The 25,871-nt window shown below is 61.0% G+C and carries 20 protein-coding genes and 1 pseudogene; 11 read left to right on the top strand and 10 right to left on the bottom strand.

Annotation, left to right across the window (positions count from 1 at the left end):
• Nucleotides 1–13 precede the first annotated feature (13 nt).
• On the bottom strand, nucleotides 14–457 hold the full coding sequence (locus tag K3728_09405; protein ID UWQ97505.1) for a type II toxin-antitoxin system RatA family toxin: 444 nt from the start codon (nucleotides 455–457) through the stop codon (nucleotides 14–16).
• Between the two features lie 85 nt (nucleotides 458–542).
• Here K3728_09405 and hpt point away from each other — a divergent pair, with 85 nt between their 5' ends.
• The 4 genes from hpt (at nucleotide 543) to K3728_09385 (ending at nucleotide 4,109) form a co-directional block, all read left to right on the top strand.
• Nucleotides 543–1,082, top strand: a complete 540-nt coding sequence (gene hpt / locus K3728_09400; GenBank protein ID UWQ93965.1) for a hypoxanthine phosphoribosyltransferase — start codon at nucleotides 543–545, stop codon at nucleotides 1,080–1,082.
• A gap of 143 nt (nucleotides 1,083–1,225) precedes the next feature.
• Nucleotides 1,226–1,705: a cytochrome c gene (locus K3728_09395; GenBank protein UWQ93964.1), complete on the top strand. Its 480-nt coding sequence runs from the start codon at nucleotides 1,226–1,228 to the stop codon at nucleotides 1,703–1,705.
• 10 nt (nucleotides 1,706–1,715) lie between these two features.
• Nucleotides 1,716–2,621 carry a cytochrome c gene (locus K3728_09390; protein UWQ93963.1) on the top strand — a complete coding sequence of 302 codons (906 nt, stop codon included), beginning with the start codon at nucleotides 1,716–1,718 and terminating at the stop codon, nucleotides 2,619–2,621.
• Nucleotides 2,622–2,675: 54 nt separating this feature from the next.
• Nucleotides 2,676–4,109 (top strand): methyl-accepting chemotaxis protein, encoded by a 1,434-nt coding sequence (locus K3728_09385; GenBank protein UWQ93962.1) that lies wholly within the window; start codon nucleotides 2,676–2,678, stop codon nucleotides 4,107–4,109.
• Between the two features lie 98 nt (nucleotides 4,110–4,207).
• On the opposite strand, the gene lipA is transcribed toward K3728_09385, so the two are convergent.
• The 4 genes from lipA to K3728_09365 form a co-directional block, all read right to left on the bottom strand.
• A complete protein-coding gene (gene lipA, locus K3728_09380; GenBank protein ID UWQ93961.1) occupies nucleotides 4,208–5,155 on the bottom strand; it encodes a lipoyl synthase in 948 nt (315 codons plus the stop codon).
• A gap of 117 nt (nucleotides 5,156–5,272) precedes the next feature.
• Nucleotides 5,273–5,533, bottom strand: coding sequence for a hypothetical protein (locus K3728_09375; GenBank protein UWQ93960.1), 261 nt, complete (start codon nucleotides 5,531–5,533; stop codon nucleotides 5,273–5,275).
• 354 nt (nucleotides 5,534–5,887) lie between these two features.
• Entirely contained in the window at nucleotides 5,888–6,697 is an 810-nt protein-coding gene (locus K3728_09370; protein ID UWQ93959.1) for a hypothetical protein, read from the bottom strand.
• A 251-nt stretch (nucleotides 6,698–6,948) separates the two neighbouring features.
• A complete protein-coding gene (locus tag K3728_09365) occupies nucleotides 6,949–8,088 on the bottom strand; it encodes a helix-turn-helix domain-containing protein (protein UWQ93958.1) in 1,140 nt (379 codons plus the stop codon).
• Nucleotides 8,089–8,298: 210 nt separating this feature from the next.
• Between K3728_09365 and K3728_09360 the strand changes: the two genes are divergently transcribed.
• Nucleotides 8,299–8,541, top strand: coding sequence for a hypothetical protein (locus tag K3728_09360; protein ID UWQ93957.1), 243 nt, complete (start codon nucleotides 8,299–8,301; stop codon nucleotides 8,539–8,541).
• Nucleotides 8,542–8,672: 131 nt separating this feature from the next.
• On the opposite strand, the gene K3728_09355 is transcribed toward K3728_09360, so the two are convergent.
• Nucleotides 8,673–10,226 (bottom strand): trimethylamine methyltransferase family protein, encoded by a 1,554-nt coding sequence (locus tag K3728_09355; protein UWQ97504.1) that lies wholly within the window; start codon nucleotides 10,224–10,226, stop codon nucleotides 8,673–8,675.
• Nucleotides 10,227–10,365: 139 nt separating this feature from the next.
• On the opposite strand from K3728_09355, the gene guaA reads away from it, so the two are divergent.
• Both guaA and K3728_09345 read left to right on the top strand, forming a co-directional pair.
• On the top strand, nucleotides 10,366–11,958 hold the full coding sequence (gene guaA, locus K3728_09350; GenBank protein UWQ93956.1) for a glutamine-hydrolyzing GMP synthase: 1,593 nt from the start codon (nucleotides 10,366–10,368) through the stop codon (nucleotides 11,956–11,958).
• Between the two features lie 135 nt (nucleotides 11,959–12,093).
• A complete protein-coding gene (locus K3728_09345) occupies nucleotides 12,094–12,843 on the top strand; it encodes a hypothetical protein (GenBank protein ID UWQ93955.1) in 750 nt (249 codons plus the stop codon).
• Here K3728_09345 and K3728_09340 read toward each other — a convergent pair.
• Together K3728_09340 and K3728_09335 are read right to left on the bottom strand one after the other, a co-directional pair.
• Nucleotides 12,840–14,183: a PQQ-like beta-propeller repeat protein gene (locus tag K3728_09340; protein ID UWQ93954.1), complete on the bottom strand. Its 1,344-nt coding sequence runs from the start codon at nucleotides 14,181–14,183 to the stop codon at nucleotides 12,840–12,842. The genes K3728_09345 and K3728_09340 overlap by 4 nt on opposite strands.
• A 291-nt stretch (nucleotides 14,184–14,474) precedes the next feature.
• A pseudogene (locus K3728_09335) lies at nucleotides 14,475–15,101 on the bottom strand (hypothetical protein).
• Nucleotides 15,102–15,396: 295 nt separating this feature from the next.
• On the opposite strand from K3728_09335, the gene K3728_09330 reads away from it, so the two are divergent.
• Together K3728_09330 and K3728_09325 are read left to right on the top strand one after the other, a co-directional pair.
• Nucleotides 15,397–16,749: an efflux RND transporter periplasmic adaptor subunit gene (locus tag K3728_09330; protein UWQ93953.1), complete on the top strand. Its 1,353-nt coding sequence runs from the start codon at nucleotides 15,397–15,399 to the stop codon at nucleotides 16,747–16,749.
• The gene (locus tag K3728_09325) at nucleotides 16,746–20,630 is read left to right on the top strand and encodes an efflux RND transporter permease subunit (protein ID UWQ97392.1); all 3,885 of its coding nucleotides are present in this window, start codon (nucleotides 16,746–16,748) and stop codon (nucleotides 20,628–20,630) included. Before K3728_09330 ends, K3728_09325 begins: the two co-directional genes overlap by 4 nt.
• Nucleotides 20,631–20,855: 225 nt before the next feature.
• Here K3728_09325 and K3728_09320 read toward each other — a convergent pair whose 3' ends face one another.
• Together K3728_09320 and K3728_09315 are read right to left on the bottom strand one after the other, a co-directional pair.
• Nucleotides 20,856–22,733, bottom strand: coding sequence for an ABC transporter ATP-binding protein/permease (locus tag K3728_09320; protein UWQ97391.1), 1,878 nt, complete (start codon nucleotides 22,731–22,733; stop codon nucleotides 20,856–20,858).
• Between the two features lie 68 nt (nucleotides 22,734–22,801).
• Complete coding sequence (locus tag K3728_09315; protein ID UWQ97390.1) at nucleotides 22,802–24,238, bottom strand: LysM peptidoglycan-binding domain-containing protein; 1,437 nt, start codon at nucleotides 24,236–24,238, stop codon at nucleotides 22,802–22,804.
• A 134-nt stretch (nucleotides 24,239–24,372) separates the two neighbouring features.
• Between K3728_09315 and K3728_09310 the strand changes: the two genes are divergently transcribed.
• Both K3728_09310 and K3728_09305 read left to right on the top strand, forming a co-directional pair.
• Nucleotides 24,373–24,921, top strand: a complete 549-nt coding sequence (locus K3728_09310) for a TIGR00730 family Rossman fold protein (protein ID UWQ97389.1) — start codon at nucleotides 24,373–24,375, stop codon at nucleotides 24,919–24,921.
• A complete protein-coding gene (locus tag K3728_09305) occupies nucleotides 24,918–25,811 on the top strand; it encodes an endonuclease (protein ID UWQ97388.1) in 894 nt (297 codons plus the stop codon). Before K3728_09310 ends, K3728_09305 begins: the two co-directional genes overlap by 4 nt.
• Nucleotides 25,812–25,871 lie beyond the last annotated feature (60 nt).

Here is a 25,871-nt window from a genome sequence, read left to right as displayed (position 1 = left end):
GCCGAGGCCCGGTCTACCCGTAAAGGGCCAAGGCGCGGGTCTCAAAGGCACGCACGATCCGTTGCATCGCCTCCATAAAGAAAAGGCCCGCGGCGCCCTGTAATAGACGGTTCTTGAACTCAAAATCCACCTTGAACCGGACTTCACAGCCCGCATCCACATCCACAAATTCCCAATTGGATATCAGGTACTTGAACGGGCCATCGACGTATTCCGTGTCGATCTTGCCTTGGGACTCCCACAGGGTGACCCGGCTTTGAAAACGCTCTCGGAACATCTTGAATCCCACGACCATATCCGCATGCATCACGTCACATCCCTCGCCACGTTCGACCGAACGGACACGGGTGGCGATCGTCCAGGGAATGAACTCAGGATACTTGGCCACATCGGCCACAAGGTCATACATCTGCCGGGCAGTATAAGGCAGCACACGGGTTTCAGAATGGCTTGGCACGGGCACCCTTTCGGCTTTTACCTTTGCAGCCCATGTCATAAAACAGGCGCAAGAATTCAAGGCATGACAAAGATTTGGGGGCGAAATGGCGCAGCAGGGCTACACGGTCGAGCAGATGATCTCGGCCAAATCCATCGCCGCACGCATTGAAGAATTGTGCCGCGAGATTGAGACAGACTACGCCGACACCAGCAAGCTGGTGGTGGTGGGATTGTTGCGCGGATCCTTCGTGTTCATCGCCGATCTGGTGCGCGAGTTGGACCTGCCGGTCGAGGTCGATTTCCTCGAGGCCTCCAGCTACGGCAACGCCATGGAAAGCTCACGCGAAGTGCGCATCCTCAAGGATATCCGAGGAGAGATTCAGGGCCGCGATGTTCTGGTTGTGGAAGATATCGTCGATACCGGACACACCTTGACCCATGTCGTGGCGCTGCTGAAGCAACGCCAGCCGAACCGACTGAAAACCATCGCGCTTTTGAATAAGAAAATCCGCCGCGAGGTGGAGATTGAGGCCGATTGGGTCGGGTTCGAGATCCCCGATGAATTTGTCGTGGGCTACGGGATCGACTATGCGCAACGCAACCGGAACTTGCCGTTTATTGGCCGGGTTCAGCAGGAAGACTGAGGCGAACGCAACCCGCCCCTTTATCGTGCAGCCGCAGGGGGACCGTTCATCAACGCACCGAAGCGTGAGTTGACATGATTGTGTGCCTCTCTACGCTGATCCGTACTCTGTCACCCTTGTCCGCAATCTATCGGAGCCTCGCCATGAACTCAGTGAAAACTGCCGCCACAGCCGCCCTCACCATCGCCCTCACTGTCAGCACCGTCGCGTTCACCGCGCATGCAGACGGCCATAGCGTCGACCCCGCCGTCAGCGCCCGTCAGGGACAGTTTCAAATCATGGCGTTGAACATCGGCGTGCTGGGACAAATGGCCCGAGGCAACACCGATTACGACCCCGAGACAGCACAGGCGGCGGCCAATAACCTGCTGGCCATGAGCCAGATTGACCAGCGTTTCCATTGGGTTCCCGGCACCGATAGCGACAGCATCGAAGGCACCCGCGCCCTGCCCGCAATCTGGGCCGATGACAGTCGCGTGCTCGAAATTTGGGGCCAGTTTGGCACCGCAGCGGAAGGCTTGGCCGGGGTCGCCGGTGACGGGTTAGATGCCATGCGCGCCGGTATGGGCCCCGTGGGCGCGGCTTGCGGCGCCTGCCACGATGACTACCGCCAGGCGCAGTAGGTAGGTCACTATGGGTCGTGTTCTGCGCATATCCGCCGCCTTGGTGGTGCTTGGATTAGGCGTCGCCTGGGCGCTGACACGGCCCACCTATATCACCCAGACCGACGTGGCCGGGCTCGCCCCCGGCGATCCGGTTGCCGGAGAGGCCGTTTTTTGGGCCGCCGGTTGCGCTTCATGCCACAGCCGCGAGGACGCTTCAGCGGAGGAGCGGTTGGTGCTGGCCGGAGGCCAGGAATTCCCCAGCGATTTCGGCACCTTCCGGGCGCCCAATATCTCTACCGATGCCACCCACGGCATTGGCGGGTGGAGCTTGCCGCAGTTCCTGACCGCCCTGCAAAACGGGATCAGCCCCGATGGGCAGCACTATTACCCCGCCTTCCCCTACACCGCCTACCGCCTTGCCGATCAGCAGGATTTGGCGGATCTCTTTGCCTTCATGCAGACGCTGCCCGCTTCCGATACCCCGTCCCTGCCCCATGACGTGGGCTTTCCGTTCAATATTCGCCGCGCTGTGGGTCTTTGGAACGTGCTGAACCTGCACGACACCTATGCCGTCACCGCCGATTTGCCCGCGACCGCCGCCCGTGGCCGCTATCTGGCGGAGGCGTTGGCCCACTGCGGCGAATGCCACACACCGCGCAATGGCATCGGGGCGCTGGACCGGTCCGCCTGGCTGACGGGGGCGCCCGATCCCAGTGGACGCGGCACAATTCCGGCCCTCACGCCCGCTGAGCTGAGCTGGTCCGCTGATGAGATCGCCGCCTATCTTGCCGACGGCTTTACCCCCGAATTTGACAGCGCCGGGGGCCATATGCGCTCTGTCATTTTGAACCTCGCCCAGATCAGCGCCGAGGATCGGGCCGCGATCGCCGCCTATCTTTTGGCCCTGCCCGAGGCTGACCAACCCACGCCTTAACCAAGCAGAAAGGTCCGGGTGCTAGGGCTGAACCGTCTCAACAAAGGCGGTTCGATGGCGGTTCCAGTTTCTAGCGATCCCAATGCTCCATTCGTGGAACGGCGGCGCGCGTCCAGCGAAGGTCTGCACAGGCTTGGCATTTTGGCTGAACGGACCGGGTTTAATATCATTACGCTGGCCGCGCATCTCCAACAGATTGATGAAGATGCGGCAGCCCAGTTGAATGTCGTGAAGGACGTGGCCAATCAGGCTGCATCGCTGGCCACCAATATCGGCACGATGTCGGATGTGCTGGAGAAAGTTGCCGCCGCTAATTTTCGCGCCAAGGACACCCTTGATGGGTCGATGGATACGCTCAAACACTCCGCTGAGCGAAGCAAAGAGGTGGCCACATGGGTGGGTGATCTTGAAGGCGTCCTATCCGCCGTCGAAAACACTCTGGCCACGGTAAATCAGGCGAATTTCAAGATTGCTGCCATTGCCAAACAGGTAAACATCCTTGCCGTGAATGCCCGGATCGAAGCCGCGCGTGCTGGTGACACGGGCCGTGGCTTTGCCGTTGTGGCCGAGGCGATCAATGCCCTGTCCAAAGAAACCGCCGGCGCCGCGGCAGAGGTGACAGGCTCCACCCGGTCCCTGCAAAGCGCCATCGGCGATCTGCGGAGCGATGCCCAACGAACCGCCGAAAGCGCGCATTTCGTGCTGGAAGGGTCCTCCCTCGTTGATAAGGCGTTGACCCAGATTAACCTTGATGTGTCCGCTGCTACCCAAGGCACGAAAGAGCTTACGGAAAATGCCGTGGGGGTGACCTATGCCGTGGACCAGTTCGGCCCCGCTTTCTCGGGCCTAATCGCCGCCTTGAAGGGCACCGCGCAAGGGGTGCACAACGCCAATACCCGAGCCGAGGAAATCATCGACATCTCGGAACGTGCGGTGCAGGTCGCGGTTGAGCTTGGCGCTGGCAACGCCGATGCCGCCATTATCGAGCTGGTTCAAGATCGCGCCGCCGAAGTTGGTAGCCTGTTCGAGCGGGGGATCGCCCAAGGCGACATCACAGCCGAGGCGCTTTTTGACATGACCTACACCCCAATCAAGGGTTCGCGGCCCGAGCAATTTATGGCCCCTTTCACCCGATTCACCGACGCTGTGCTTCCCTCGGTTCAAGAATCGGTGCTCTCCGCCGATCCTCGGGTCATTTTCTGTGTTGCTATCGACCGCAATGGCTATTTGCCGACCCACAATACCATTTTCTCGTCCCCCCAAGGTGATGATGAGGTGTGGAACGCGGCCCATTGCCGGAACCGTCGCATGTTCAACGACCGCGTTGGCCTGAAGGCAGGGCGCAATACGGCACCGTTTCTGATGCAGACCAACAGACGCGACATGGGGGGTGGGCATTATGTGATGATGAAGGACATTTCCGCCCCCATCATGGTCAATGGTCGCCATTGGGGCGGGCTGCGCATTGGACTAGAAATTCAACGCTGACTTCGTGCTTCCATTGGCATCGCACTCGCCCCTAGACGGGTCAAACATCACATACGCCGCGCCCCGGCGGGGCGCGTCAATACAGCAACCGCGGCAGCTTAGGCCAGCTTGGCCATGCGGTTAGCCCGCAACCGCGCGAAATCATCGCCCGCATGATAGGATGAGCGGGTCAGTGGCGTAGCAGAGACCATCAAAAACCCCTTACCCCAAGCCGCTTTCTCATAGCCTTCGAATTCTTCCGGAGTCACAAAACGGTCCACCGCATGGTGCTTTGGGGTCGGCTGCAAATATTGCCCGACCGTCATGAAATCAATGTCAGCGGCCCGCATGTCATCCATGACCTGCATCACCGATTGGCGATCTTCGCCCAAGCCCACCATGATCCCGGACTTGGTGAAAATGCTCGGGTCCAGCTCTTTCACGCGCTGCAACAGACGCAGGGAATGGAAATAACGCGCGCCGGGACGAACCTCGGGGTAGAGGCCGGGCACGGTCTCGAGATTATGGTTAAAGACGTCGGGCCGGGCCTCGACGACGATTTCCAAGACCTCTGGGGCCGCCTTGATGAAATCCGGCGTTAGAATTTCGATTGTGGTGTCGGGCGCACGGTTGCGGATAGCGCGGATGGTTTGGGCAAAATGCTCGGCCCCGCCATCTTCCACATCATCGCGATCGACCGAGGTGATCACCACATGGTTCAGGCCAAGTTTCGCCACGGCATCGGCGACACGGCCCGGCTCAAACACGTCCAACGCCTCGGGCGGCTTGCCCGTCGCGATATTGCAGAAGGTGCAGGCGCGGGTACACACCTCGCCCATAATCATCATCGTGGCGTGGCCTTGGGACCAGCATTCGCCCACGTTCGGACAGCTGGCCTCTTCACAAACCGTGGTTAGCTTGTGCTCGCGCATGATCGAGGCGGTGGCCTTATACCCCTCCCCGACCGGCGCTTTCACCCGGATCCAAGATGGCTTTTTGGGCTGAGGATTGTCTGGACGCCGCGCCTTTTCGGGATGGCGTTGTTCAGGAATCTTCAGATCGCGCATAGGAGCCTCCGGTTCGGTAACGCCTTTGATTACCTTGTTTTACCGGGAATGTAATTCCCCTAATTCGACACAGCCGCCATGCCCGGATCACAAGCCTGCGTCCGGGCGCGGCGGCCCTTATCCCCCGGCACCCGAGGTTGAAACACTCACCGTCACCCCTTGCGGGATCACGGTCGCGAAAGTGCCCGGCGCTGTGGCGTTACGGGCCAAGGCCTGAAAGTACGGCGTGCAGCCCGCGACGGCCGATGCCGCATAGTTCTGAGTGCCGGCCATCATCATGGCCTCACATTGGGCGGGCGTCATCGCCGTTTGAGCCGCCAGTGGCGTAGCGGCAAGCGTGAGCGCGATGGAGGTGGCGGTAAACATGGTGCGTTTCATTGGGTTTCCTAGGGCTGAGATCGGCACCCCTTGGCGCGGATCGTGGAATGTAAATAGATTGACCCGCCCATTCGCCCGAATTGGCCCCGCTAGAGTAAACCAATTAAACCTAACCATCTTAATAAAACTGGCAATGCGTTCGTGATAAACAAAAAAATTTTTGATTAATGATTTATTACCAAGACAAGTTCCACCTAGGGAAACGTGAAATTCACACTTCTGCCGCATTTTGATTCCGATAGCAGAGACATTTGACGCGCCAGATACTGACTCTCTCACACGAAAAAGGCGGCGCAAATTGCGCCGCCCTCATCCCAATCTCAATGGGCATCTTTGTCGTTGAAGCCCTTGAGCTTAGTTTAGAAGCCCGATGCCACCGACGCTGACCGACAGGCCAGAATCTCCGCCAACGCTTACTTCTGCAACCGAGTGGCCGCCGACGTCTGCTCCTACAGACAAGCCGCCACCGGAACCGGAACCGACGGAAACATCGGCCAAATCATGCCCGCCCAGATCGGCATCAACGTTCAAACCGCCGCCGTGGCTGCCACCATTGCCGTTACCGCCGTTGAGGCCAACGCTGGCAAGGTCATGGCCGGCCAAATCTGCATCCACCGCCAAGCCAGATTGGTTAGCGGCAACAGTCAAGTCAAGGAAATCACGCCCATTGATGTCGACATTCGCGTTCAGTACCACGCCACCATCGCCCAAAAGCATGTGACGCGCGCCCTGTGCTGTTTGCAGAAGCACCAGCGAGCATGTTTGCGTGCTGCCGCCGGTCATGCCTAGACACACGTTGGGGGCAAGCCGACCATTGCGAAATGCGCTAGCCGTGATGGTCAACGGGGCTGTCCCGGTGCCGCCACCACCACCCGAGGCAGTATCACCGCCGTCGGAACCACCGGGGTTCGCATCTGGGTTCGGGTTCATCACGGCAGACGTTCCGCGCGTTACGGCAGTATCATTCTCAGAAAGCGCGGCCAATGCGCTGCCACAGGCTTGACGCACCGCACGGCGAACAAACGCCGGATTCATTTCCATAACTTCGCGACATTCTTCCATGGAAAGGGATTGTTGGGCATTTGCCGCTGTTCCCGCAAAGAGCGTTCCCGCGGCCATCGAAATAACGCCCAGAGTTTTAATCGTTTTTCTGCTCAGTTTCATTTTGGCACCATCTCATCAATTTCGCCCCCACCAATTAAGCTAGCAGAACTTTTCCCTCTTCCAAGGAAAAAATGTAATTTTCTTTCTTATGGTGCATTTTTTGCGCAACTTTTCGCCAGCAGTCAGATTGCCTATTTAAAGTCAGATAGTTACCAGCGAAACGACGCCGTTAACCTCTTGTTAACCAATATGACAAGAAATGGAATCTCCTTAAATGGAGCACAATTCTTGCCACATTGCCTTAGTTTGTTTCAATTACGCGTTGCTGGCCGAAAATCTGAAACAGATTCGTAGTGCTGCAATAGTCGTTGCAACCCGATCTTCAGAACCACCTTCCCCGACCGAGCAGACCAACCAAGCCTTTTTTCGGCGGTCTCAAGCCCATCAAGGAAGCAACAGACCCGCATCACCACGTCCCCAAGGCCGGGTCCAAGGGCATCGAGGGCGTCTGAAACACGGGCGCGCGCGGCTCGGGGGCCCTCACCAACCCCGCCATCGGCCATGAACCCGCCCCGGTCCGATCCAGAAAGGAAGCGATCCCAGTTCTGCCCGACGCGGGGGCCCATCTGGGCGCGTTCAAACTCTTCGCGCAACCGCTCTCCGGCCTGCACCAGCTCCGGTCCCAAGAAGGGTTTGCCATCGGGGCCCTTCCGCCGCGCCAACCCTGCCAGAGGCGATTCCGACAGGTTCACCCGCATCGTTTCGCGTTTCCCCCCCTTGCCCGAGACGTCGCGCGTGCCCCAAGTGGCGTGTTGTCCCTGGAAGGCAGTTGGCCCCTCGGCGAAACCAGCAGTGCCCATGCGGCGCTTACGGTCTTCTTCCAACAGACGCTTCAAGGCAGTCTTGCCGACCGAGGTGATGGCGTAGCGGGCCAGTTTGCCGCCCTGTTTCACGCAAGAGATCCAGTCTTTCACCGCAAAGGCCTGCGCCACGCGGCGGTCCACCACGGCGGTTCGGGTCTGGTTGCCATCGGCACCTTGGCGCAGCACCACGGCTTTATCCATGTCCTGGGCCACCGCCAGAACCGCGCCAGTTTCGCACAGGCGGCGTAAAATGCGCCTTGCCTCTCGGGTGACCAAAGCCTCGTCATCAATCGGCGTCCGTATTGGGGCAGTCATGCGCCTCGTCTCCTTATTCATTGTCGGGTGGCATTGAGTGCCGACCCCTTCGGCCAGCGAACTCAACGCTTCATCGATAAGTGGGTCGTCACGCCGAGCTTCCATTTGGCGAATACGACGAGAGATCGTCGAAGGCGCCTGCCCGGTCCGTTGTGCAATCTTCCGCAAGGATTGCCCCTCGGCCACATGTGCAAGGTATTGGCATGCCGCCTCTGGCACCCATCCCGGCATCAACTTGGTGTTTTGGTGTTCGCTGCGAGCGTCTGGGGTCATGGCCGTCGGGCCCTTTGAAGTTGCGGAAGTACCCCAGCAGGATTCCGCCGTATTGATTACTGAATCGTTAAAAACTGTGGATAAGTGCAAAATTGTTTCCAAAACGTAAACAATTGAGACGGCTCCGAACGCAAGGTCGTGCGATGGCGCAACACACCCCGTTCCGGGGGCATTCTTGGGATCAGATTAACTTCCCAAGGAGCGTTAGATATGACCGACCTGACCACTCACCTGACACAGATGCACCGCCCTGGCCTTCTGGTAAAAGCAGCCACTTTGGCTTGTGTTACAGGGGATGCGCACCGCAGAGCCAAGCGCCGCCCGGTCGGAAAGCTGTTGGCAGAGGAAGAAATGTTGAACGCCGCACGGATGGGCGGAGGCATGGGATATTCGCCCACCCGCCACGTCCAAGTGATGAGCGCGCTACTGGCCGCCGCAAGGGGTGATTCCTAGACAATTTTAGTAAAAGTCGCGCGGGCCAAGATTCGGTGGCCACATCGCGAAATCAGGCCAGAGATCCGCGAAAATGGGCGACTCACCCCGGCGCAAAGTCGGAAAAAGTCGCCCGGAACTTAGGGAACTGCTTAGATGAACGCGTCGGGCATAGAGGCCTTCTTCTCGGCCACGTAGGCCCGCAGCGCCTCATCGGTGATTGGGTCCAGATGCGGCTGCTGATAGTCGCTAAGCATCCGCTCAACCTTGGCGGCGGCCAGTTCATAGGTGGTGCGGCTGCCCTCTTCTGCCCATGTCTCATAGGGCTTGTAGTCCAGCACATTGGTCCGCCAGAACGCGTCCTTGTAATTGGCTTGGGTATGGGCGCAGCCAAGGAAGTGGCCCCCGGGGCCAACCTCACGCAGGGCGTCCATGGCCTGGGCATTCTCATCGACCGCCACGCCTTCGGCCATCCGGTGCAAAATCCCCAATTGATCGGCATCCAGCACGAATTTCTCGGGGCTGGCAGACAAGCCACCCTCAAGCCATCCGCAAGAATGCAGCATGAAATTCACCCCGGACAACAGCCCCATGTTCAGGGAATTCGCTGTCTCATATCCCGCCTGCGCATCGGGAATTTTCGCGCCGGTGAACGCCCCGGCCGAGCGGTATGGCAGCCCCAAGCGGCGGGCCAATTGGCCCATGCCATAGGTGATCTGCGACGCTTCGGGCGTGCCAAAGGTCGGCGCGCCGGAGTTCATGTCGATGGAGGTCACCATCGCCCCCATGATCGCAGGCGACCCCGCCCGCACCAGTTGCGAATAGGCCACCCCCGCCAGCCCTTCGGCCAGACATTGGGTCAGCGTCCCGGCCACAGAGACCGGCGCCATCGCCCCGCCCACAATAAACGGAGAGATGATCGAGGCCTGGCCCGCGGCGGCATAATGCTCCAACGCGCCCATCATCACCCCGTCAAATGTCAGCGGAGAGTTGATGTTAATCAGCGAGGTCATGACGCAGTTGTTTTCAACCACATCGGCGCCGAACAGGATTTTCGACATCGCAATGGAATCTTCCGCCCGCGACGGCTCTGTGACCGAACCCATATAGGGCTTATCGGACAGCGACATATGGGCATAGAGCATATCCAGATGGCGCTTGTTCACCGGCACATCGGTCGGCTCGCAAACAGTGCCGCCAGAATGGTGCAGCCACTTGGACATGTAGCCGAGCTTCACGAACTTCTCAAAATCGGCCATGGTGGCATAACGCCGTCCGCCCGCCTGATCGTGGACGAAGGGCGGGCCGTAGACCGGGGCAAGCACCATCGTGTTGCCCCCGATTTCCACGTCACGGGCCCGGTTGCGGGCGATTTGCGTGAACTTGGACGGCGCGGTTTTCACCAACTCCCGCGCAAGGCCGCGGGGGATATGGACCCGTTCGCCACGCACATCCGCGCCCGCCTCGCGCCAACGCGCAAGCGCGGCGGGGTTTTCCACGAACATGACGCCGATTTCTTCCAGAACCGTTTCGGCGTTCGCCTCGATGATCTCCAGCGCTTCATCGTGAAGGATATCGAGGGTGGGGATTTTGCGCTCGATGAACCGCGCGGTCTCGAAGCTGACGGCCGAACGCGACGCGCGCCGCGCTGCGCCACCGCCGCCCCGTGCCCGTCGCTTGCCTGTTGTTTGTTCTGCGTCGCCCATGACATCCTCCACCGGCGTTAATTCCATGTCCCTCCCTAGCCCGTGTTTGGGCGTTTCCATCGCCGGAGTGCGACATGTGGGACGCGGATGCGACATGCGATGTCTTGCGCCCCGCCCCCGCGCGCCTTAATCCGTGGCCATGAACAACGCCGCTGTCCCAGACCCCGCCAATCATGAACGCCTGCTGATCATCGACTTCGGATCGCAGGTCACGCAACTGATCGCCCGCCGCCTGCGCGAGTTGAGCGTTTATTGCGAGATTCACCCCTATCAAAACGTCGATGATGCCTTCATCGCGGAATTCGCCCCCAAGGCGATCATCTTTTCCGGCGGACCGGATTCGGTCACGCGCGAAGGCTCTCCTCGGCCCCCCAAAGCGGCCTATGACGCGGGCGTGCCGATCCTTGGCATTTGCTACGGCCAACAGGTCATGATGCAGGACTTGGGCGGCGAAGTGCATGGCGGCAAGATTTCCGGCGGCGGCGGCACGGCCGAGTTCGGGCGAGCCTTCGTGGAACCCACCGGTGCCTTGGCGCTGTTGCAGGGCTGGTTCGCCGATGGGTCTGAACAGGTCTGGATGTCCCACGGAGACCACGTGGCCAAGCTGGCACCGGGGTTTGAGGTTTACGGCACCTCTCCCAACGCGCCCTACGCGATCACGGCGGACGTATCGCGCAATTTCTTTGCGGTCCAGTTCCATCCCGAAGTCCACCACACCCCACGCGGCGCAATGCTGTACGAAAACTTCGTGCGCCTTGCAGGTTTCAGCGGCGATTGGACCATGGGTGCCTACCGCGAACAGGCGATCGAGGCGATCCGCGCCCAGGTGGGCGACGCCAAGGTGATCTGCGCCCTGTCTGGCGGCGTTGACAGCTCGGTCACCGCGGCGCTCTTGCACGAGGCGATTGGCGATCAGCTGACCTGTGTGTTCGTGGACCACGGATTGTTGCGCCTGAATGAAGGTGTGGACGTGGTCGAAATGTTCCGCGACCACATGAACCTCCACGTCATCCACGCCGAAGAACAAGACCTGTTCCTTGGCGAATTGGAAGGCGTCAGCGATCCCGAGACCAAGCGCAAGATCATCGGCAAGCTGTTCATCGACGTGTTCCAGAAATACGCCGACCAGATCGAAGGCGCGGCCTTCCTTGCCCAAGGCACGCTTTACCCCGATGTGATCGAAAGCGTCTCGTTCAGCGGCGGCCCTTCGGTGACGATCAAGTCGCACCACAACGTCGGCGGCCTGCCCGAGAAGATGGGCCTGAAGCTGGTGGAACCCCTGCGAGAGCTGTTCAAGGATGAGGTCCGCGCCTTGGGTCACGAATTGGGCCTTCCGGCGCATTTCATCGCCCGCCACCCCTTCCCCGGTCCTGGCCTCGCCATACGTTGCCCCGGAGAGATCACCCGCGCCAAGCTCGATATCTTGCGCCAAGCCGATGCGGTCTATATCGACCAGATCCGCAAGCACGGACTCTATGATGAGATCTGGCAGGCCTTCGTTGCGATCCTGCCGGTGCGCACCGTTGGCGTCATGGGCGATGGCCGCACCTATGATTACGCCTGCGCCTTGCGGGCCGTGACTTCGGTGGATGGGATGACTGCGGATTACTATCCTTTCACCCATGAGTTCCTGGGCGAAACGGCCACCCGCATCATCAACGAGGTCGCAGGCATCAACCGGGTGACCTACGACATCACCTCCAAGCCTCCGGGCACGATTGAGTGGGAATGATCCGCGCAGGGAAGGTGCCTAAGGCGGGCGCATTCCAAGCAGAGAAATTCGCCTTTTGGCTTTGGCTTCAAACTAGTATTTATGTCAGCGGCGTTTTTCGACGTCCTAGTGCGTAAGGAATGTAGGGCCGTGAGCATGCGTTTTCGTCGCTGGAAGTTCAAAACAATCAAGGGCGCCAGGCGCGAAGTCCTTGCCGAGGTCCGACGAATTCATGGGAATCGAATTTCCCACGGGCCGTTCTCAGGAATGCTCTTGGGGGAAGGGCAATCTTGGGGAAACCTTGATTTAACAGGAAAAATTCTAGGAACATATGAAAGCGGAATCGTCAAATGGACGATCACAGCGCTTGCGGAGCGGTCGAAGATCATCAACATCGGCGCAGGCGACGGATATTATGGAATTGGGTGTCTGGTCGCTGATGCCGCTGAATATAGCATCTGTTTCGAAGCATCATCCGAGGGACGCGCAAATCTTGGCAAGATAGCCGAAATCAACGGAGTCGCAAATCGGATGGAGTTGAAGGGGACCGCCGATGCTACATCGGTCTTGGACACGTTCACTAAGCACGCATCTGACGCCGTTGTTGTATGTGACATCGAAGGAGCGGAATTCGACCTTTGGAATGGAGACGCCATCGAATTGTGTAGACACACACCGATAGCAATTGAATTGCACGACACGATCATGCCCGTGGATCAGAACTCGCGGGAGGATCTACTAGCGCGGTTTGCCCACACACATGAGCTAACAATCGTACATAATGAGCCTATCGACGCCCACGCCTTTGATGAACTGGCGAAATTCGATGATCAGATGCGCCTTCTGGCATTCGCCGAGGATCGGCCATGCCGAATGGATTGGCTGCTGGCCATGCCACGCGCTTAACGAAACGCGGTCAGGCGGCCATCTTCGGTTACCACCAAAAGCGTATCGCCCACGACGATGGGATGCGCCGCAGCGCCTTGGCGAAGCTCCAGCGCGCCGGTCAAGGCACCGGATTCGGGGCTGAAGAAGCGCACATTGCCATCGCCCGAGGCCATCACCAGACGCCCGCCCGCAAGGATCGGGCCGAAGTGCGTATAGACGGCACGGCGGCGACGCTCGCGGTCATTGACGTAGAGCGGAAGCTCCGTGCCCCAAACCCGCGCGCCCGAGCCCGCATCAAGGCGGATCAGCTCGTTGCGGTCCGAGATGAAGAACAAATCGCCCCCGGTGTGCAAGACCGGCGAATAGGCGCCCTCGTCCGCCTGCCACAACTGCGAACCGCGTGTGGTGTCAAAGGCCACGACACGGCCCGATTGGTTGCCGATGTAGACACGGTTGCCCACAACGACCGGATCACTGGTGACATCGTTGATGTTGGCATAGGCCACGCCATTGCGACCCGCCGCAACGGAGGTATTCCACAAGAAAGCGCTGGAGCGGCGCAACACGCCGCCAATCTCGCCCGAGCCAAAGGGCATGATGACAAGACGGCCTGAAACCGCGGGCGCAGCCCCTCCGGCCAGCACCGCGCCCGTGGCCGTGCCCGGCACGTTCCATTCCAAACGGCCCGTGTTGGCGTCAATCGCCCATCCTTGGTTATTGCGGCTCACCACATAAACGGTGCCATCAGCAACGGTCGGCGCGCCGATGCCTGCATCAAGGCGCTGCCGCCAAGCAACTGCGCCCGAAGCCGCGTCGAGCGCGATAAGCTCTCCGAACCCTGTGGTGACGAACAAGCGCCCGCCCGAGACGGCCAAGCCACCGCCCGAGATATTGCCGCCCCGGTCAAAGCCCGGCTGCAAATCTGCGGCCCAAAGGGGCGTGCCAGAAGTGAGCGATGTGGCCACAACACCGGCCCGAGAATCCATCGTGAAGACACGGCCATCGGCGGCAACGGGATCGGCGGAAATCCGGTGACGGCGAGAGTTCCCCTGCCCGATCTCAGCCGTCCAAACAGCCGTCGGGTTGGCGCTAAGCGTGGCGTGGGGGGTGCGGTTCAACGCGTTGTAGCCGCGCTGTTCCCAAGCACTCAGCCGCGCCGCAGAGGGCAGGCTAATGGCGCGGGGGCCGTCGGTTGTGACTTCGACACCGGCGCCGCCGTCCAGCACCGCATCCACCGAGAAGCGTTCCCCCGGCAAGATCGTTTCGCGTTCACAGCCGACAAGAACCAGCGACGTGACCAAAGCCACCCCCGCTTTCAGAAGCGTTTTCGAAGAGATCATCGTGCTTACAAGGCTCATGCCGCGTCCACCACTCGTTCCGGGACCAGAGGAATTTGGCATCGGCCAAAGACGGTCCTCACGTTTTTCGTCCTTCGGGCTTTGGGCGCAAATGCGCGGGCCCTATTCTTCCTCGACCGCGCCTTCGGCGGGCTCTTGTTCCGCTTCCGCTGCCGCTTCCACGTCGCTGCCTTCGGCTGCTTCCGCTTCCGCGTCTACAGGCGCCGCCTCCTCAGTTGGCGCTTCCTCGGCGGGGCTCGCTTCTTCTTCCACGGGCTCTACCGGCGCGTCTTCCAAGACAGCACCACTTTCCAGCGCCACAATCAACTGCGCTGCGCGTTGTTGCAAGCCTGCCGTTGCCGCCGCACTGCGTTCAATGGCCCGCAAACGATCCAACGCGGCATCCAGATCGCCGGCGCGCACTTCCATCAGGGCCAATTGTTCCTCGGCCAGCGCCGAATAGGGCGCGCCGGGGGCGGCAAGCGCCTCAAGGACGATACGCGCTTCGGCCTCAGGCGCGGGGTCGAGCATTTCGGCCTTCAACAGCGCCAAATCCACATAGCGACGCGCTACGCCGGGGGCGTCGGCAGCGGCCCGCAGGCGGGCGGCAGCGTCAACGCGATCTTCGCCGTTGGCGGCCTCTCCCGCGGTCAAAAGCGCCAGAATGATGCTTGCCTCGGCAGAGGGCGTTTCCACGGCTTCAAGCGCCGCAATGCGGGCCTCGGTGTCTTCGGCATCCAACGCTTGCAAAAGGGCATCGCCAAATGCTTCGGATTGGGCGCGATCTTGGGCGCTTTTCCATTCCAGATAAGCTGCACCGCCAACGATGGCGAGCACCAGCAAAACAGGGATCCAACCCCAGCGGCGCATCAACGCATAAAGGCGGTCGCGGCGGACCTCTTCGCTGACCTCATCAATAAAACTGTCGGTATTGGCCATGGACGCCGCTCCACCCCGGATCATTCATTGTTGGCACCGACTTACCCCGCCTTGGCCCATGGGGGCAAGGCCTCGTGATTGCGGGTTCAATCTGCACGCGCGATAGGGTCGCATTGGCACCCGGACGCACCTTGTAATACTGGTGGGATTGATCCGTTCTGAACCGTTCGGTTCATTCTTGCGCAGGCTGTACACAGCTCCTAAACTGAACCGGTCGGTTTAGCACTATGAGCCTGCATAACGCGATATTCGCCCCTCCGACGGTATTTAAGGGTCGGGCCAGAGAGGTTCTTGAATGAAGTTATTCCCGATGCTGACTGCGGCGATTGTGTGCGTGGTCTTGTATTTCGCCATTCTGGACCGCCAAACACTGGTCGATTTTGCCGATGGCTTTGCCGCGACGGCGGGCGACATTATCCCAGAGCCCAACAATGTGCCTACAGATATTACGCCGCTTGAGGCCGATGCGGCGGAAACCTCGGTCACCGACGATGGTCTGATCAGCGTGGTTGTGCGCCGGTCCGAGGCGCAGATCACCGAGAACGCCGTGGTATTGCGGGGCCGGACCGAAGCCTTGCGTATGGTTGATGTAGCGTCGGAAACGTCGGGGCGCATCATCTCCACCCCCATCCGGGCGGGGGCTTTCGTGGAAGAGGGCCAAGTGATGTGCGAGATTGATCCCGGCACATCCGGCACCGCATTGGAAGAAGCGCAAGCCCGCCTTGGCGAAGCGCAGGCCCGCGTCCCAGAAGCCGAGGCACGCATCCCCGAGGCAGAGGCCCGCCTGCCCGAAGCGCGCGCCATGCTGGCACAGGCGCAGGCACAACTGACATCGGCCCAGATCGACGGCAACGCCGCCACGCGACTGGCCGAATCCGGCTTCGGCTCGGACACCCGCGCTGCCTCGGCCACCGCAGGCGTCGCTGCCGCAGAGGCTGGTGTTGAAAGCGCCATGGCACAGGTACAAGGGGCGCAAGCGGGCGTTCAAGCGGCACAGGCCAGCGTGCAATCCGCCCTTGCAGGGGTTCGCGCCGCAGAGGCCGCCGTGACCCGCGCCGAAGAGGCGATCACCATGCTGACGATCCACGCCCCATTCTCGGGCCTGTTGGAAACCGACACGGCAGAGCTTGGGGCGCTGATGCAGCCCGGCACGATCTGCGCCACAATCATTCAGTTGGACCCGATCAAGTTGGTGGGTTTTGTGCCCGAAGCGCAAGTGGACCGTATCCAGGTGGGGGCAACCGCAGGCGCGGAACTGGCCAGCGGCCAACAGGTGCAGGGCGAAGTGACGTTCCTGTCACGCTCTGCCGATGAACGTACACGCACCTTCCGGGTTGAGATCACGGTGCCAAACTCGGCCCTGACAATCCGCGACGGCCAGACTGCGAACATCCTGATCCAGACCGAAGGCGCGCCCTCGCATCTGTTGCCCGCCTCTAGCCTGACCCTGAATGACGAGGGCCTTCTAGGCGTTCGCACCGTAGAAGATGGGATCGTGCAATTCGTGGAGGTGCAACTGATCCGTGATACCGCCCGTGGGGTGCTGTTGTCGGGCCTGCCCGACACCGCCGATGTGATCGTTGTGGGACAAGAGTTCGTGACAGCCGGCGTCGAAGTCGCCACCACGTTTGAGGAGTTGAGCCAATGACGGGCGTGATCGACTGGGCCGCTCAACGCGCGCGCATGGTCATCGCCTTTGTGGTTCTGTCTCTAACCGCTGGCACCGCCGCCTATGTGGGCCTGCCCAAAGAGGGTGAGCCGGATATCGATATTCCCGGCCTCTTCGTGTCAGTGCCCTTCCCCGGCATCTCTGCCCTTGATAGCGAACGCCTTCTGGTGCGCCCGATGGAGGCCGAGTTCCAAGACCTCGATGGCTTGCTGACGATCAACGCCACTGCCGCCGAAGGCTACGCGGGCATCTTCCTTGAGTTCGAGTTCGGCTGGGACAAGGGCGAAACCATCGCCGATGTGCGCGACGCCATGGGCCGCGCCGAGGTGCAGTTCCCCGAAGGCGCGGAAAGCTATTCAATTAACGAGATTAACTTCTCCGAATTCCCGATCATGGTCGTGGCCCTGTCCGGCTCCGCGCCCGAGCGCACGTTGATCCGGCTTGCCAATGAGATGCAGACCGAGTTGGAAGCGCTATCTCCGATCCTCTCCGCCGGGATCGCCGGGGCCCGTGATGAGATGCTAGAGGTGATCGTCGATCCCCTTGCGCTTGAAGCCTATGACGTGACCGCCGCCGACCTGATCAACGCGGTCCAAGGCAATAACCAACTGATCGCTGCGGGCGAAGTGACGACGGAAAGCGGCTCCATCTCGGTGACGATCCCCGCCAGCTTCGACAACGCCCAAGATGTCTACAACCTCGCCATCTCGGTTAACGGCGACAGGGTGGTGACCCTGGGCGAGTTGGCCGACATCCGCCTGACCTACCAAGACCGCGACGGCACCGCCCGGTTCAACGGCGAAACCACCATCGCTTTGCAGGTGGTCAAACGCCAAGGTTTCAACATCATCGACACCGTCGCCCTGATCCGCGAAACCGTCGCCGCCGTAGAGGCCACCTGGCCGGAGGAGCTTCGCGCCTCGGTCAACGTAGAAACCACACTGGACCAATCGGTACAGGTAGACGGCATGGTGCGCCAGCTTGAAGGCTCGGTCCTGACGGCGATTGCATTGGTCATGATCGTGGTGCTGGCCGCCCTCGGCACCCGCTCTGCGCTGCTGGTGGGCTTTGCGATCCCCACATCGTTCCTGTTGTGCTTCATCCTTCTTGGGATCATGGGCATCACCATTTCCAATATCGTGATGTTCGGCCTGATCCTTGCCGTAGGCATGTTGGTGGATGGCGCGATTGTCGTGGTGGAATACGCCGACAGACGCTTGGCCGAAGGTGCTCGGCCAATGCAGGCCTACGCCGATGCGGCCAAGCGCATGTTCTGGCCCATCGTGTCTTCGACCGCGACGACACTATGCGCCTTCCTGCCGATGCTGTTCTGGCCCGGCGTGCCCGGTGAATTCATGGGCATGTTGCCTGTGACGCTGATCTTCGTGCTCTCGGCGTCCCTAATTGTGGCGCTGATCTACCTGCCGGTTCTGGGCGGTGTCGCGGCCCGTTTCAGCCGGTTGATTGACACGGCAGCGCTGGCCGTCAAAGGCGCGTTGCCTTGGTATCTTCTGCGCCTGATCGTCACCATCGGCATGGCCTATGTGATGTTCCTGTCAGCCCTGCAAGTGGTGCGCAACGGGGTGTTGTTCACCCTGCCCGCTGGGCTTTCGCCCTTGATGCAAATGGCGATCAGCGGCGCGGTCTTCGTCGGCATCTGCGTGGTTATGTCGGTGCTCGTGTCTTCGATCCAAATCCCGCGCCGCGAAAAGAAAGTCACCTCGGGCTACCGCCGTAGCTGGTTCGGTTGGGTCATCCACTTCCTGACCGGCAACCCGGTCATGCCTCTGGTCTCTATCGCCGCCGTCAGCGTCTTTGTCGTCAGCGTGTTCACCTACTTCGGCGCCAACAGCCGTGGGGTCGAGTTCTTCGTCACCACCGAGCCTGAAACCGCCATTGTCTATGTCCGCGCCCGGGGCAATCTGAGCGTTGATGAACAAGACGCCATGGTCCGCCAAGTCGAAGAAATCGTGCTGAGCCAGGAGGGCGTCCGCGATGTCTTTGCCTTCTCCGGTTCGGGCGGGTTGAACAACAACACCGGCGGTGCGGCCGCGCCCGCCGATACCGTGGGTCAGGTCCAGATCGACCTTGAACCCTGGGGCACCCGCCCCGGCGGCGATCTGATCCTGGAGCAATTGCAAACCCGTCTGGACCGTCTTCCCGGGTTCCAGACCGAGATCTTCTCGGTCGCCAACGGCCCGGCGGCAGGCAAGCCGATCTCTCTGCGCTTGTCCGGCGACAATTGGGAAGAACTTCAGGAAGCCACCCGCATCGTGCGCGCCTTCTATGAAAACCTCGACGGGCTGACCCTAGTGGAAGACACCCTGCCCCTTCCCGGCATCGACTGGCAGATCAACGTCGACGTCGAAGCCGCTGGCCGCTTCGGTGCCGATGTTCAAACCGTGGGCGCCATGGTGCAGCTGGTCACCCGTGGCATCTTGCTGGATACGATGCGCGTCCCCACCTCGGACGAGGAAATCGACATCCGCGTGCGTTTCCCAGAAGAGGCCCGGGTGCTTTCCACCCTCGACAGCCTGCGCGTGCGTACCCCCGATGGGCTGATCCCGCTGTCCAACTTTGTCTCCTACGCGCCTGCGCCGCAACTGGCCACGATTGAACGCATCGACCAGTCGCGGTTCTTCATGGTGAAGGCCGATGTCCTCTCGGGGCTTGTCAGCGTCACGGATACCGAGGACGAGACAATCGCCATCCTGCGTGACGTGGCCGAGATTGCCACCGGCGGCAGTGCCGATCTCACCATCGATGATACCGCGTATCAGATCTTCGCCGCCTATGACGGCGCCACCGCCGCCGACATCGACGCGGGGCTGGCCGATGCAAGCCTGACGACCACACCGGTCAACGCCAATGAACGTATTCAAGCGATCACCACTTGGTTGGAGGCCGAAAATCCCCTGCCCGCCTCTGTGTCTTGGGAATGGGCAGGCGACCAAGAGGAGCAGGAAGAATCCCAAGCCTTCCTTTCGTCCGCCTTTGCCGCCGCCTTGGGCCTGATGTTCATCATCCTGCTGGCGCAGTTCAACTCCATCTACAATTCCGTGCTGGTTCTTCTGGCGGTGGTCCTGTCCACCACGGGCGTGCTGATCGGAATGCTGGTGATGGATCAGACTTTCTCGATCATCATGACCGGCACGGGGATTGTGGCGCTGGCGGGCATCGTGGTGAACAACAACATCGTTCTGATCGATACCTATCAGGAATACGCCCGCTATATGCCAAAGCTCGAAGCCATCGTGCGCACGGCCGAAGCCCGCATCCGCCCGGTCTTGCTTACCACGATCACCACGATGGCTGGCCTCGCCCCAATGATGTACGGTATCTCGCTGGACTTCGGCGCGGGGGGATACACCGTCGATAGCCCTACGGCCCTTTGGTGGAAGCAACTGGCCACGGCGGTCGTCTTCGGCCTTGGTATCGCGACCGTGCTCACCCTTGTATTCACCCCGTCACTTCTGGCCCTGCGTGTGTGGTTCTGGACCATCCTTGGCGGTAGCTTCCGGGGCCTCGCCCTCGTGGGCGCGCGCAAACTCAGCACCCGCGCCCAGGATTGGAGCTTGCAACGCAATGCCCGCCGCACCCGTGATCCGGTGATCTACTGGGATGATGCCCCTGCCGAGGAAATCCTCCCCGATGAGCTTGCTCCAGCGGAAACCGAGCCAACGGAACCGGCCCCAGAGCCCAAACCTCAGACCACCCCGGCCAACGACGCGCCGCGGACACCGCCGGAGGCCCCCGTCCCGCCGCCCCCCGAAGACGTCCCCGAGGTCCCAAATCCGTTTGAGGACACCGAACTCGACAGCGACATCGGCCCCCAGCCGCCCGTGCGTGCCGCCGAGTAACGCAGCCAGAAACCGCCGCCAAGCAGAACAACGCCCTTGACGGCGCGACCACGCCCTCCTTCCTCGTTCTTCAAATATCCAAAAAAACGGCCCGCAGGGCCGACCTGCCAGCCCCTCCCACAGCGCCCACCAAACGTGGCCCCCCTCACCATGTCACAACGCCGAGGAGCGCGCGAAGCGCCGCGAGGAGGCCGCCGCTGAGCGCCGAAGGCGCGCCCTCAGGGCCTAGTCCAGATCCTCATCCGCCGCCTGTCGGCTCCACAATTGCGCGTAGCGCCCTTCTTGCAGCAACAACGCCTCGTGGGTGCCTTCCTCGACGACTTCGCCCTTCTCCAGCACCACAATCCGATCCGCTTCCACGATCGTCGAAAGCCGGTGCGCAATGGTCAACACCGTGCGGCCCTCTCCCATGGCCTTCAACTCGGCCTGAATTTCCATCTCCGTGTCGGTGTCCAACGCGCTCGTGGCCTCATCCAACACAAGGATCGGCGGGTCTTTCAGCAAGGTCCGCGCAATCCCCACGCGCTGTTTCTCTCCGCCCGACAGCTTCAAGCCGCGCTCCCCTACGGGCGTGTCATATCCCTCTGGCAGGGACAGAATAAACTCGTGGATCGCCGCCGCTTTCGCCGCTTGCTCCACCTCGGCCCGGCTGGCCCCGTCGCGGCCATAGGCGATGTTGTAATAGATCGTGTCGTTGAACAGCACCGTGTCTTGCGGCACCACGCCGATCTGCCCATGGACCGAGGCTTGGGTGACGTCCCGCAAATCCTGCCCATCAATGGTGATCCGACCCGCACCAACGTCATAGAAGCGGAACATCAGCCGCCCGATGGTGGACTTGCCCGACCCGCTGGACCCAACAACCGCCACCGTCTGCCCCGCCGGGATATCGATATCGACCCCCTTCAGGATTGGCCGCGCGGCGTCATAGCCGAACTTCACGCCTTCCAGCCGTACGTTGCCGCCAGATACTTTCAACGGGCCTGCCCCCGGGGCATCGCGTACTTCTTGCGGCTGCTCCAAAAGGTTGAACATCTCGCCCATATCCACCAGCGCTTGGCGGATTTCCCGATAGACCGTGCCCAGAAAGTTCAGTGGCATGGTAATCTGGATCATATAGGCGTTGACCATCACGAAATCGCCCACGGTCAAGGACCCATCCTGCACCCCAAGGGCCGCCATCACCATGACGATCACCAGCCCCGCCGTGATCAACAACGACTGCCCGAAGTTCAAAAACGCCAAGGAATATGAGGTCTTTAGCGCCGCCGCCTCATAGCCCGCCATGGCGGCGTCATAGCGCTCTGCCTCGCGGGTCTCTGCGCCGAAATACTTCACAGTCTCGAAGTTCAGCAGGCTGTCGATGGCCTTCTGGTTGGCGTCGGTATCCTGGTCGTTCATCTCCTTGCGGATACGCACACGCCATTCCGTCACTTTAAAGGTGAACCAGATATAAAGCCCTATCGTGACCGCCAGAACGATCAGGTAATTGATATCGAACACCACTGCCAGAATGATCCCGGTCAGGGCCAGCTCCAACACCAGTGGCCCGATAGAGAACAACAGGAAGCGCAAAAGGAACTCGACCCCTTTCACGCCGCGCTCGATAATCCGACTTAACCCGCCGGTCTTGCGCTGGATGTGGTAGCGCATAGACAGGGCATGGATGTGCTGAAAAGTCTCCAGCGCCAATTGCCGAAGCGCCCGTTGCGCGACCTTGGCAAAGACCGCATCGCGCAGCTGATTGAACCCCACCGTCAGCGCCCTTGCCATACCGTAGGCAATGGTCAGGCCCACGGCCCCCGCGCCCAATACCCATGCGGGGCTAACCGGGCTGTCTCCGGCCAACAGATCTACCGCGGCCTTGTATAGAAACGGCGTGCCGACCGCGATGACCTTGGCTACCGCCAACATGATTAACGAGATGACGACACGCTGCTTTACCCAAGGCTTATCCTCAGGCCAAAGGTAGGGCGCGACCTTGCGGATCGTGCGCCAACCCGAGCGCCGCTCGGCCTCTTCCATTTCGGCAGTGGCTACCGCTTGGGGCCCCTCTGTCGTATTGTCGGAGGTATCGGGTGGCGTGGTCGTGTCAGCTGGCATTGTGCGGGCATCCCTTGGCGTGCCCTTCTACCTAGTGTGCGATCAGGTCCGAGACCAGAGCCAGCGGCTCAGTTCCCGTCATTCTCTGCGCCGAGGCTGGGAAGCCGGAAAATCTGGCCGGGAAAAATCCAGTTAGGATCGCGGATTTGGTCCTGATTTTCTTCGAAAATTTGCACATAGAGGATGCCGTCACCAAAGGTGTTTTCAGCCATGCCCCAAAGGGTGAAACCGGGCTGCACAGTGATGAGGTCGATGCCATCGGCCCCGGCCACCGGCGCCTCGGCGACCCGTTCCGGGTCTTCTCGCAGAAACGGCGTCTCCACCCGACTGACGGTCGTGCCATCATTGGCCAGTTCGGCCACTGCCAACGTATAGGTGCCGGGGTCCACATCGGGCAATTGCAACGACCATGCGCCGCCGGGCCCGACCTCTCCCAGATGGATCGGTTGGTTGTTGAGATAGACCTGAATATCCGCCGCCACAGAGCCGCGCCCCGCAAGGATCACCGCGCCGTCGGCATTGTAGGAAATCGCGTCCAGCCGCACCGATGTTTGCACCGCAGGCTCGGCGATTGTGTTTTGCGCCACGCGCAGGCCCTCAGGCCCGGCGATCACCACGGCGGGAGCCGCCGCGCGGGTGGGTTGGGTTGCCACGGGGCGCGGGTCGGCGGCTGTGTCTTCCGGTGACACGGCCTGCGCAATGGCAGGTGCTGTGGGCACCACGGGGGCCGATGGGCTACCGGGCGCGGTGGCCAATGCGCCGGGGGCTGCGGGTGTTGGGGTTGGTTCCGGCTCACGCGCTGCGATGGCTGCGGGTTCTTGCGACTCAGCGAGGGGTTGCGGCTCTGCTGGGAGAGGATCAGCCACCGGCCCAACCACAGGATCAACGACCGGGTCAGCCACCGCCGCAACCACCGGTTCGGTGACCGCCTCAACGTCAGGATCAGCCTCTGGAACAGAGGCCACTTCCCCGCTTGCCCCGGCAAAGGGCGCGACAAGGACCGTTTCAACACCCGCGATAGGCTCTTCCCCGTCAGGGCGTGCTTCGACCCCCAACATGCGCGGCGCTTCAGAAGGAGCGAGCGTCAGCAGCGCGACGAAATCCCCCGCGCCATCAGACGTCGTTTCCGCGACGTCTTCTCCGTCCAGAAGGATGGCAACGTTCAGGTTAGGCGCCGTGCGTCCAGCGATGACCGTGGTGCCATCAGCATCTACGCGCACCAGATCAAGGCGCGGCGCCGCCACCGTCACTACGTGTGCAGGATCGGTGGGTGCAGGATCGGTGGCGGGTTCCGGGCTTTGCGCCCCGGCGGTTTCTTCAACAGGTTCTGGTGTTGCTGGTGTCGTCACATCGGGTTCTGCGACAGCAACGGGCGGCGTTTCTTCCACCTCCGGTTCCGCGTTGAACACGGTGAACCCAACAGCGCCCGCAACCACGATCACAGCCCCAACGGCCGTGGCCCCAATGGCACCGGAACTGCTTCCGAACATCGCCGCGAGTTTCATTGCATGTCCTCTGGCACGGTTTCCCCCTTTAAACCCTGCAACACGCCCTGCGCCTGCTGCGGATTACCCCGCTTGAGGCCCAAGCCAATGCGCAGTATTAGGGCCTAAGGGTTAACAAAGCGCAAGGTGTTGGGATGAGACGGCTATCTTTGTGTGTCTATTGTGGCTCTCGTATGGGGGTGGATCCGGCTTATGAGGCCGTCGCCACGACCTTGGGCGCAGAGATGGCGCGCCAGAACATGCGCTTGGTCTATGGCGCGGGCGACGTGGGCCTGATGGGCGCTGTGGCGCGCGCAGCGCAGGCCGGCGGGGCCGAAACCTTTGGCGTTATTCCCACTCATTTGATGAACATGGAGGTCGGCAAGACCGACCTGACCACCTTTGTCGTCACTGAAACCATGCACGAGCGCAAAAAGGTGATGTTCATGAATGCCGATGCGGTCGTGGTGCTGCCCGGCGGCGCGGGGTCGCTGGACGAGTTCTTTGAGGTGCTCACCTGGCGGCAATTGGGTCTGCACGCCAAACCGATATTCTTGATGAATACCAAGGGCTACTGGGACCCGCTGCGCGCATTGATGGATCACGTGGTGGATCAGGGCTTTGCCGACGCCAGCCTGTTGCAATTTGTGGAAACGGTAGATGACGTGCCCGCGCTGATGTCAGCGCTTCAGCAGGCCAAATGACACGCATCTTCACCAGATTGCTCTGCCTTCTGGTCTGCTTGTTTCCCTTGGCCTGTGCGCCTGCCATCGCCCCAACCGCCGATCCTGCGCCGCCGCCTGACGCGCTGCGCATGGCCACTTTGAACGTCCACTACATCCGCCCGTCCAACCCGCGCGGCATCGCCTCCCTTTCCGATTGGGCGCGCCGTCAAGCTCCGCTCAATGCCGCGTTTCAGGCAATCAACGCCGATATCTTTGCGCTGCAAGAGGTGGGCACCTTCCCCTGTTGCAGCCAGAACGGGGCCAACCCTTCCCTTGATTGGCTGCTATCCCAGAACCCCGCCTACAGTGTCGCGGCCCATGGTCCGGGTGAGGTCTTTCCCCAAATTCAACCCATCCTCTATCGCCATGACCGGGTGTCTTTGCTGGATCAGGGGTATTTCTTCTTCTCTCGCACACCCGGCACCCTTGGCTCGCCCGGGTATCGGGCGGGGTCATATCCGACCTTTGCCAGTTGGGCGTCGTTCCGCCACGGTGGCGCGGTAGTGCATGTGGTGAACGTGCATCTTGATGTGACGAGTTGGGCCAACCGCCGCGCCTCTGCCGCGCTGATCGGCCATGCCATCGCGCCTTGGTTGGACGCCGGAGAACGGGTGATGGTCATCGGCGACATGAATTCCTTTACCCAAACCCGCCCCGTGCAGACCTTGGCCCGCACCCTGTCCGTGGCTCCGGTGCGCGGTGCGACCTTCCACTTCTACCGAGGCCTGCACCTTTATGGCGCGATTGACCATCTGGCCTATTCCGAGGGTGTGACGCCCATAAGCCCACCTCAGGTGGTGCGCGGGCGGTTCGCGGGCGGCTTTCCGTCGGACCATTATCCGGTGTTTATGGATGTCGTGTTGGATTGAGAGACAAGGCTCGATCTCCTTAACGATCTGTTAACCCTGCGTGGCCAAAACCTCCCCGTG

Source organism: Rhodobacteraceae bacterium M385, from assembly GCA_025141835.1.
GTDB lineage: Bacteria > Pseudomonadota > Alphaproteobacteria > Rhodobacterales > Rhodobacteraceae > Gymnodinialimonas.
This window is presented reverse-complemented; position numbering and strand designations above follow the sequence as displayed.

What these genes read in the sequence shown, in the direction of transcription:
- hpt (UWQ93965.1), top strand. Translation starts at nt 543, where the DNA reads ATGGCGCAGCAGGGCTACACGGTCGAGCAGATGATCTCGGCCAAATCC.
- K3728_09395 (UWQ93964.1), top strand. Translation starts at nt 1,226, where the DNA reads ATGAACTCAGTGAAAACTGCCGCCACAGCCGCCCTCACCATCGCCCTC.
- K3728_09390 (UWQ93963.1), top strand. Translation starts at nt 1,716, where the DNA reads ATGGGTCGTGTTCTGCGCATATCCGCCGCCTTGGTGGTGCTTGGATTA.
- K3728_09385 (UWQ93962.1), top strand. Translation starts at nt 2,676, where the DNA reads ATGGCGGTTCCAGTTTCTAGCGATCCCAATGCTCCATTCGTGGAACGG.
- lipA (UWQ93961.1), bottom strand. Translation starts at nt 5,155, where the DNA reads ATGCGCGATCTGAAGATTCCTGAACAACGCCATCCCGAAAAGGCGCGG.
- K3728_09375 (UWQ93960.1), bottom strand. Translation starts at nt 5,533, where the DNA reads ATGAAACGCACCATGTTTACCGCCACCTCCATCGCGCTCACGCTTGCC.
- K3728_09370 (UWQ93959.1), bottom strand. Translation starts at nt 6,697, where the DNA reads ATGAAACTGAGCAGAAAAACGATTAAAACTCTGGGCGTTATTTCGATG.
- K3728_09365 (UWQ93958.1), bottom strand. Translation starts at nt 8,088, where the DNA reads ATGACCCCAGACGCTCGCAGCGAACACCAAAACACCAAGTTGATGCCG.
- K3728_09360 (UWQ93957.1), top strand. Translation starts at nt 8,299, where the DNA reads ATGACCGACCTGACCACTCACCTGACACAGATGCACCGCCCTGGCCTT.
- K3728_09355 (UWQ97504.1), bottom strand. Translation starts at nt 10,226, where the DNA reads ATGGGCGACGCAGAACAAACAACAGGCAAGCGACGGGCACGGGGCGGC.
- guaA (UWQ93956.1), top strand. Translation starts at nt 10,366, where the DNA reads ATGAACAACGCCGCTGTCCCAGACCCCGCCAATCATGAACGCCTGCTG.
- K3728_09345 (UWQ93955.1), top strand. Translation starts at nt 12,094, where the DNA reads ATGCGTTTTCGTCGCTGGAAGTTCAAAACAATCAAGGGCGCCAGGCGC.
- K3728_09340 (UWQ93954.1), bottom strand. Translation starts at nt 14,183, where the DNA reads ATGAGCCTTGTAAGCACGATGATCTCTTCGAAAACGCTTCTGAAAGCG.
- K3728_09330 (UWQ93953.1), top strand. Translation starts at nt 15,397, where the DNA reads ATGAAGTTATTCCCGATGCTGACTGCGGCGATTGTGTGCGTGGTCTTG.
- K3728_09325 (UWQ97392.1), top strand. Translation starts at nt 16,746, where the DNA reads ATGACGGGCGTGATCGACTGGGCCGCTCAACGCGCGCGCATGGTCATC.
- K3728_09320 (UWQ97391.1), bottom strand. Translation starts at nt 22,733, where the DNA reads ATGCCAGCTGACACGACCACGCCACCCGATACCTCCGACAATACGACA.
- K3728_09315 (UWQ97390.1), bottom strand. Translation starts at nt 24,238, where the DNA reads ATGAAACTCGCGGCGATGTTCGGAAGCAGTTCCGGTGCCATTGGGGCC.
- K3728_09310 (UWQ97389.1), top strand. Translation starts at nt 24,373, where the DNA reads ATGAGACGGCTATCTTTGTGTGTCTATTGTGGCTCTCGTATGGGGGTG.
- K3728_09305 (UWQ97388.1), top strand. Translation starts at nt 24,918, where the DNA reads ATGACACGCATCTTCACCAGATTGCTCTGCCTTCTGGTCTGCTTGTTT.